This window comes from Butyrivibrio sp. XPD2002 (assembly GCF_000423945.1).
In the GTDB taxonomy this organism is placed as follows: domain Bacteria; phylum Bacillota; class Clostridia; order Lachnospirales; family Lachnospiraceae; genus Butyrivibrio.
On sequence record NZ_AUIY01000035.1, the window covers coordinates 19,110 to 27,127 of the forward strand.

An 8,018-nucleotide genomic window follows, 5' to 3' on the forward strand; every position below is an offset into this window, starting at 1 on the left:
GACACACATGAAAACATTTGATTTTAACCCGACATGTCCTTCCGAAAATCAGATTCAGGGAGCAGGCTATCGCATCAGCGTTTTGACGGATAGCTTGCTCCGTCTTGAGTATGAAAAAGACGGACATTTCACAGACAATGCAACACAGGTTGTACTTAACAGAGATTTCCCTGTGGTGAAATACAAAATTCTCGAAGACAGCGATGAAAAGCTTGTCTTCAAAACCGCAAAGTTGAAAGTCACTTATGACAAGAAGGAGTTTACACCAAGAGGCCTTCAGATAGAGCTTTTCGATAACTGTAAATCGGATAGTAATTCAGAGAAAAATAATGCCGGGAACTGTAGTAATAATTCCATAATCTGGAACTATGGAGAAAATGGCAGAAACCTCTTCGGAACAGTAAGAACCCTTGATGAGACTAACGGAGTGGTTCTATATGAAAAGGGCTTGTTTTCACGGGAAGGCTATTCCTGGTTCGACGATGGTGAGAGCTGTGAGCTCTGCGGTGAGGACATCTTCGACAGAACTAATCCTGAAAAGGACATATATTTCTGGGGCTATGGCACGAGTTACAAGGATGCTCTGAAGGACTTCTATCATCTCTGCGGAAAAGCGCCCATGATTCCAAGATATGCTCTCGGAAACTGGTGGAGCAAATATGAGAAGTACACTGAAAAGAGCTACCTTGAGCTCATGGACAATTTTGATAAGGAAAACATTCCGATTACGGTTGCAGTAATAGATATGGACTGGCACCTCACTGAGATTGACTCCAGGTACGGAACCGGATGGACAGGGTATACCTGGAATGAGGACTATTTCCCGGACTATAAGAGATTTCTGGCTGAGCTTCACAGGAGAGGAAAAGCTGTTACCCTTAACTTACATCCCGCAGATGGAATAAGAGCCTTTGAGACCATGTATGGAAAGGTTGCAACCCGCATGGGAATTGATCCAAAGTCTGAAGAGCCTGTAGATTTTGACCTGATGAATAAAGACTTTGTGGATGCGTATTTTGAGGATGTTATGCAGCCCTATGAAGAGGACGGTGTGGATTTCTGGTGGATTGACTGGCAGCAGGGTACAAAGGCCAAGTCCGGAAGCGTAGACCCCTTGTGGATTCTGAATCACTATCATTATCTTGATCAGCTTCGCAGAGGAAAAAGGGCTATGATCTTTTCGCGCTTTGCAGGAATCGGAAGTCACAGATATCCCATAGGATTCTCCGGAGATACCTGTGCGACCTGGACAAGTCTTGATATTCAGCCATTTTTCACGGCAACAGCTTCAAACGTGGGCTATGGCTGGTGGAGCCACGATATCGGCGGACATATGCACGGCGAGGAGGACACAGAGAGAACCTGCAGGTGGGTGCAGTTCGGCGTCTTTTCACCAATCATGAGACTTCACAGCTCCTGCAATCCTTTCTTCTTCAAGGAGCCCTGGAATCTTCCGGAGCCCATGAGAAGTATTGTGGGGGATTTCATGAGACTTAGGCACAGCATGATTCCGTACCTTTACACCGCTAATTACGAGGCCTATAAGAGTGATGAGCCACTGATGCAGCCTTTGTATTACGGAAGCCCCGAAACTGAAGCAGCTTATCACTGCAGAAATGGATACTACTTCGGAAGTGAGCTTGTGGTCTATCCTATCACAAGACCTCTTGATGATGAGCTCCAGATGGCAGAGGTTCAGGCATTTATTCCGGAAGGAAGATGGATCGATATTTTCAACGGTAATGTCTATGAAGGTGAGATGACCCGCAAGCTCTACAGACCGATCGAGCAGATGCCGGTTCTCATCAAGGCCGGCGGAATCGTGCCTATGGATGATGATAATACTTCAGATGTAAATGAGCTTCCTAAAAAACTTAAGATATATCTGGGAGTCGGCGCAGACGGCAGTTACACACTTTTTGAGGACGACGGCAACTCCAATGCCTACATGGAGGATGAAGGCGTTTTTACCACCATAACTCAAAAGTATGATGCTGAGACCTGCAAGCTTCATGTTGAAATCGCCGCTGTCGAAGGCTTGATCAATCTCATCACCAAGAATAGAGAATATACACTTGTTCTCTGCGGTGTTGAGAATATTGAAGGAACAAATATTGCTGCAGGCATTGGCTCTTACAGCTATGATGAAGACCGCAAGCAGGCTGTTATCAAGATTGGTCAGGTGGACAGGCTTAAGGGCACGAAGCTCACTATCGATAATGTAGTTCTTAGTGGTAATGCCAGAGAAAAAGAACTCTTCAAACTTCTTAAGAGATGCAAGTTCAGCTATGACATGAAGCAGAGGATCTATGATAGATTCATGCGCGGCGAACTTAGAACTGAGGAGGAAGTCCGTGCTTTGGATATCTCAGAGAAGATGAAGGATGCAATGCTGGAGATAATTTTATAAAGTAGAATTAGTTACAGATGTTTGCTTTATTTTTGTTTTGATTTTGTGAGAATAATTATTTATAAATAACCAATATAGTTTATAGAGGTGCTGAGCTTTTTTGATAGGCTCAGCACCTTTTTCTCTGTTGCAGTTACGTCTATTACTGAAGGATTGTTGTTGCTGGTCTAACGGTAGTAGCACTATGCAGGAGGAGTTCAGTCAATCTACGAAGAATTATGATAACTGTCCCAACTGAGATAGCTGTTGCGAGAAGGGAGTTACGTCTATTGCTGAAGAAGCATTCAAATTGATTGCTCTGCGGGAAGCGTGTGGAGGTGGGTAATAAGTCAAGTCGCGAAGAATTGTAATAGCTGGTCTACCAGTGGAAATCTTGCGGTGAGGGAGTTACGTCTATTGCTGAAGAAGCATTCAAATTGATTGCTCTGCGGAAAATATGTTGAGGTAGGAGTTACGTCAGGACGCGAAGAATTTTATTAGTTGGGCTATTGGGTGAAGTTGCTGCTAAGTTGGAGTTACGTCAACCAGCGAAGAATTATAATAACCGGGCCATCTGCAGTTGGCGCTGTCCTATAGGAGTTAGGTCAGTGAGAAAAGAATTCTGGAAACAGATTGACCTGCGAAAATCATGTTGAAATTGGAGTTTCTGATGATTATTGATGAAAATACATTATGCCAATAATATTACGAGATTGCGACATGTTCATATCGATTTACGATTTATTTTAGTATTATTAATCCAATTTTTAGAAAGCAATCTGTATAATTAATTCAGAAATGATTTTCATGCGATTAGTTTGTACAGAGGGATATAGGGTGCTTTCTATAATTGAGTTGAAAAAACATCACGTCATATAGGGAAATAATGCCCTATTGGTTGTGATGTTTTTTGTTATGGGGAAAGGGGAATTTTTAAATGAAAAAAGGATTACGAATACCGGTAACGATAATTTTGACAATGGCTGTATGTATTTTGCTGCTGATAGCGAGTGCGTGTATACCAAGGGATATGATTCAAAAGCAGTCTGAGATCAGTGCAGAGTACTTTTCTAAAAGAGAGCCCTTTCAGATTCTGATTAAGGATTATGTAAATGCAATGCAGGACAATTATTCCGATACGGTTCTCTGTGATATTGCCTATTGCATAGATACAGCGCAGCCGTTTTCGTCGGTAATCCGGGCAGAATTTGCGCAGGGGGAGTATGAGCAGGCATATGAAGGTTATCATGCGACTGTGTTTGAGAAAACAGAGCCTAATCAGGAATATGGCAGATACTGGCATGGAAGTCTTGTTTTCATAAGACCACTGCTCACAATAATGCCTATAAAAACAATACGTCTGTTATGCGGAGTAGCATCACTTATCCTGCAAATGATAATAGTAGCTCTTCTTATAAGAAAAAAGAATAAAGGGCTTGCTATCTGTTGGTTTTTGGCATTACTTCTCATACATCCATGGATGCTGATGTCGTCACTTGAATATGGAACAGCATTTCTTGTAGCATCGGTTGCTTCACTTGGAATACTGCTAAAGAAAAATGATGAGGATGCTGATACAATGTCATTTTTTGCCGCCACCGGAGTGGTCACATGTTTTGTGGACTTCCTTACTACTGAGACGCTATCCTTCACGTTGCCAATGATACTTCTTCTGGCTGACAGGATGCTTAAAGGGGATAAAGCCATATGTGGAAAAAATCACCATTCATTTTCTGCAAAGGAGGGGTTTGTATCAATCATTAAAAATGGTGCCTGCTGGCTTGCAGGATATCTTACCATGTTCGCAACAAAGATAATTCTTCTCGGACTGGTCGCAGGAAAAGAGGTTGTTATTTCCTCGCTTGACGAAGGTATTTTGAGACTTGGAGGAGAGGTCAGGAATGCTAACATTTCTACTGCACCGGTAGTGGATTTCGCTGAACGTTTTAGCGGATCCATCTGGCATAACCTGGCCTGCCTTTATCCTGTTCATAGCGGAGAAATGAAGGCTGGAGGTGTGGGGCTTATAACCTTCGGAATAATTTTAGTGGGATTAGCTGTGGTATATCTGCTTCATGACAGGATTGATAGCGCAATGTTTTTTCCGATGGGAATGGTCGCACTCATTCCTTTTCTGAGATTCTTAGTGTTGTCGAATCATTCCTACATACATTTTTTTATAACTTATCGAGCATTAATGGTCACAATTGTTGTATTCCTTCTTTTTGTTTTTGAAAACGGAATACGTCAATTAAAAATAGAAAAGTAATCTTATGAAAGGAGAAAGTGACTTATGAAGGGGAAAGTGACTTATGAAGGGGAAACAAAAATCAATGATTCTTCAAAGAATCGGTAGTCGTATGAAAGGACTGGCAGCGCTTCTCATGGCTATGGCGTTGGTGGTGGGAGCTGTGCCGGGGATGGAGACAAAGGCAATGAGTGTACCAAATTATTATTTAGTTGTGGCATATGATGGGGAAGATGGTGCTATTTTAGGTTCTGGCAATGAGGAAGCTTATGATGCGTATGATGCTTCAGAGAGTGGGGCCATTAATCTTAATTATCCAACCTTAGAGTTTAAATCGGGGAGTGATATTAAGTTGGTAAGTAGCCTGGGGCAAGAAGCTGGAAGCGATCCGGTAGAAATTACAGCGGCTGCGGATACTAATTTTTATTATGGAACTGTCGAATCAGGAAATATTGTAGTTATCTTTAATGGCGATAGAAAGCAAGCCACTGAAAGTCGAGGAAATTACTTCTGTTTCCCTTTGCCTGCAGGAAAATATACAGTTCAGCATACTCAATCAGAAAGGCCAATTGGTGGGTATCCTTTATGGACATTTGAAGTAAAATCCGTCAATAAAGACGAGCCTACTGACGAAGGAAATATTGACACAGAAACCAACACCGAAGGTAATGTCCCCAAACCCAAAGCAAATATGAGTAAAGAATTTGCGATGAGCCTGCTAAATGATGATGAGAAAGGTTTGGTCGCGGAAGGAGCTTCGGTAAAACTCAGCTTTAGGATAACGGACAGCAACATCCCAGACGGAGATAAACAACAGATAGAAGGTAAGCTTCCTGAGTATAATAATGCAAAAATTGGACTGTTTTTCGATGCATCTTTGTGGCTGCAGGTTGCACGAAATGCAGCGCGAAAAGTTTCCAACTTCAATAAACAAAAGCTTACTGCAGAATTTGAAGTTCCCCAAAGCCTTCTTCCTGGTAATGGCGTAAAAAGGACTTTCATGCTTTTCAATGTACATGACAATGTTGCAAAGCTTCTGGCGAAAACAACAGAGAAAACTATCGTTACTGAACTGGATGGTTTATCAACCTTCGCAATTGCTTATCAGGATGAGCCTATAAATTCTTTCATGTCAGGGCTTAAGCTTAAATGGAAGAAGGATGGACTCGGGGTTAAGTGGGATAAGACAGAAGGCGCCTCAAAGTATGAAGTATATGCTACATACTGCGGCAAGAAATTTTCAAAGAAAGCAACAAAGAAGACGTCTTCCAACAAGGTGACAATAAAGAAAATCAAGAAAAAGGACATTGATCTTACAAAGAACGTAAAGGTCTATGTTAAAGCATATGATTCTGAAGGAAAAGAAATCGGAGAAACCATCACAGCTCATTTTGTAGGAAAAGGAAATCCGAAGTTTACAAATCCCAAGAATATTAAGCTCTCAACCAAGAGCATTACTGTGGACAAAGGACAGAGCTCCAAGATCAAGGCTTCAGTAAAGCGTGAAGACAGTAAGAAGAAGCTGCTGAAGGAAGGACATGATGCAAAACTTCGCTATGCTTCATCTGACATTTCGGTTGCAACTGTTGATAAGAACGGTAATGTGACAGGCGTAGAACCCGGTAATTGTACGGTTTATGTATATGCAGTAAGCGGCATTGCCAAGAAGGTATCGGTTACAGTTAAATAATCTTTCTCTCACATACCACCAAAATACATGACAGAGGTGCTGAGCTCTTTTGGAGAGTTCAGCATCTCTTTTAGATTAGATTTTATTATTATTTAATTTCTTATGGCAACATTATGTGCTAATAATCATTATGGGAAGTAATTTGAATTCTTGGAGGCTGATATGGTCAGGGAACGCAAACAATTAAAACTCTTGAATCTTATAGAACGTGGCTGCGATAAATTGCCGGCTCCTGCGATACTATTTCTGCTTTTATTCCTGATCACTGCAGTTTTATCGGCGGTCTTAAGCATGCTCCATGTTTCTGTCTACAATCCTGCTACTGAGATAGAAACCCCTATTAATAATTTCTTTTCAAATGAGGGATTATACTGGTTTCTGTGCAACATGGTCACGAATTTTACTACTTTTCCTCCACTTGGTATAGTTCTGGTCATGTCCGTAGCTGTGGGATTCTGCGAGCAGACCGGAATGATTGAGATGATACTTAATGAAAAGCTAAAGCATATCTATCCTCCGCTTTTACCATATGCTGTTGTTTTCATCGGAATACTGGGGAACCTTGCTTCTGATACGGCCTGTATTGTTATTCCTCCGCTGGCGGGCCTGCTATTTCTGGCGGCCGGAAGACACCCTATCGGAGGGATGATCTGTGGGTATGCAGGCGTCAACGCAGGCTTTAGTGCCAATTTATTTATAGCGGGGACAGATGGACTTGTTGCAGCTATTACGCAGGAAGCAGCAAATGATTTTTTTGGAGAAAATGTAGTTAACGTTGATATTACCTGCAACTGGTATTTCATGGCTGCATCCACCTTTTTATGTACAATTGTTATCGGGCTTGTTTATACAAAACTTGTTGAGCCTCGTCTTGCGCCTTATGATGTATTGGGAAAAAAGAAAGGGGAAGTAAAAGCGTATTCACCACAGGAAAGGAAGGCCCTTTTCTTTGCAGGAATCTCAATGCTGGTTTATCTTGTTGTGGTCATTGCTGCCACGATCTGGGGCCCCCTTGGCATTGTAGTAGGGCAGGAGAAGATTGGAACAAGAGCATTTGTGGGTTCTTATCTTTTGAAAAATCTGATTCCTGTTTTGTTTTTCTTTTTCGCCATCCCCGGAATCGTTTTTGGTATAGGTTCAGGGGCGTTAAAAGGCTTTCAGGGCATATATCAGCTTATGGTTAAAAACATGGAAAAAATGGGTGGATTTTTGGTGTTCTGCTTTTTCTGTGCTCAATTCCAAAAACTGTTTACCTGGACTCATATAGATTCGCTTATTTCCGTAAATGGTGCAAATGCGTTGAAGGCGACCGGGTTTACCGGAGTCAACCTCGTTGTGGTTTTCATCCTTTTTAGTTCCTTTATAAACATTTTTATACCCTCCGCTTCGGCAAAGGTAGTGTCTAATCGACACTCCTTTTTTCTTTATAAATCCTCTATTTTTCGGGAGTTCAAAATAAAAAGAGCATTGACCTCCCTTTTGGTATAATGTTAACGACCAAGAAAACATCCCGCAAAGGAAACAATGCTCGTGAACATTATACTTTATTTACTTGAAATCATCCATCAGCTCTATCAACAAAACTGCTGGTTGATCAACTTTATCTGTAGATATATTCCGCTTAAACAGTGGGCTTATGAGGATTCTCATTCTCCCAAATATCAAAAATTTAAGATTGATAAGCTCCCTTT

General features: G+C 41.5%; 4 protein-coding genes and 1 pseudogene. All 5 read left to right on the plus strand.

Annotated elements, in window-relative coordinates; translation table 11 throughout:
* Positions 1-7: 7 nt before the first annotated feature.
* On the plus strand, positions 8-2,410 hold the full coding sequence (locus tag G587_RS0115200) for a glycoside hydrolase family 31 protein (protein ID WP_026492964.1): 2,403 nt from the start codon (positions 8-10) through the stop codon (positions 2,408-2,410).
* A gap of 916 nt (positions 2,411-3,326) precedes the next feature.
* A complete protein-coding gene (locus tag G587_RS0115205) occupies positions 3,327-4,658 on the plus strand; it encodes a hypothetical protein (protein WP_155829582.1) in 1,332 nt (443 codons plus the stop codon).
* A gap of 43 nt (positions 4,659-4,701) precedes the next feature.
* A complete protein-coding gene (locus G587_RS24665; protein ID WP_081679478.1) occupies positions 4,702-6,327 on the plus strand; it encodes an Ig-like domain-containing protein in 1,626 nt (541 codons plus the stop codon).
* A 162-nt stretch (positions 6,328-6,489) separates the two neighbouring features.
* Entirely contained in the window at positions 6,490-7,815 is a 1,326-nt protein-coding gene (locus G587_RS23025) for an AbgT family transporter (protein WP_051201079.1), read from the plus strand.
* A gap of 42 nt (positions 7,816-7,857) precedes the next feature.
* Positions 7,858-8,018: pseudogene (locus G587_RS26775) on the plus strand (transposase); the annotation flags it as partial.

Excerpts from the sequence above, each read along its gene's own strand:
- G587_RS24665 (WP_081679478.1), top strand. The coding sequence starts at position 4,702 with ATGAAGGGGAAACAAAAATCAATGATTCTTCAAAGAATCGGTAGTCGT.
- G587_RS23025 (WP_051201079.1), top strand. The coding sequence starts at position 6,490 with ATGGTCAGGGAACGCAAACAATTAAAACTCTTGAATCTTATAGAACGT.
- G587_RS0115200 (WP_026492964.1), top strand. The coding sequence starts at position 8 with ATGAAAACATTTGATTTTAACCCGACATGTCCTTCCGAAAATCAGATT.
- G587_RS0115205 (WP_155829582.1), top strand. The coding sequence starts at position 3,327 with ATGAAAAAAGGATTACGAATACCGGTAACGATAATTTTGACAATGGCT.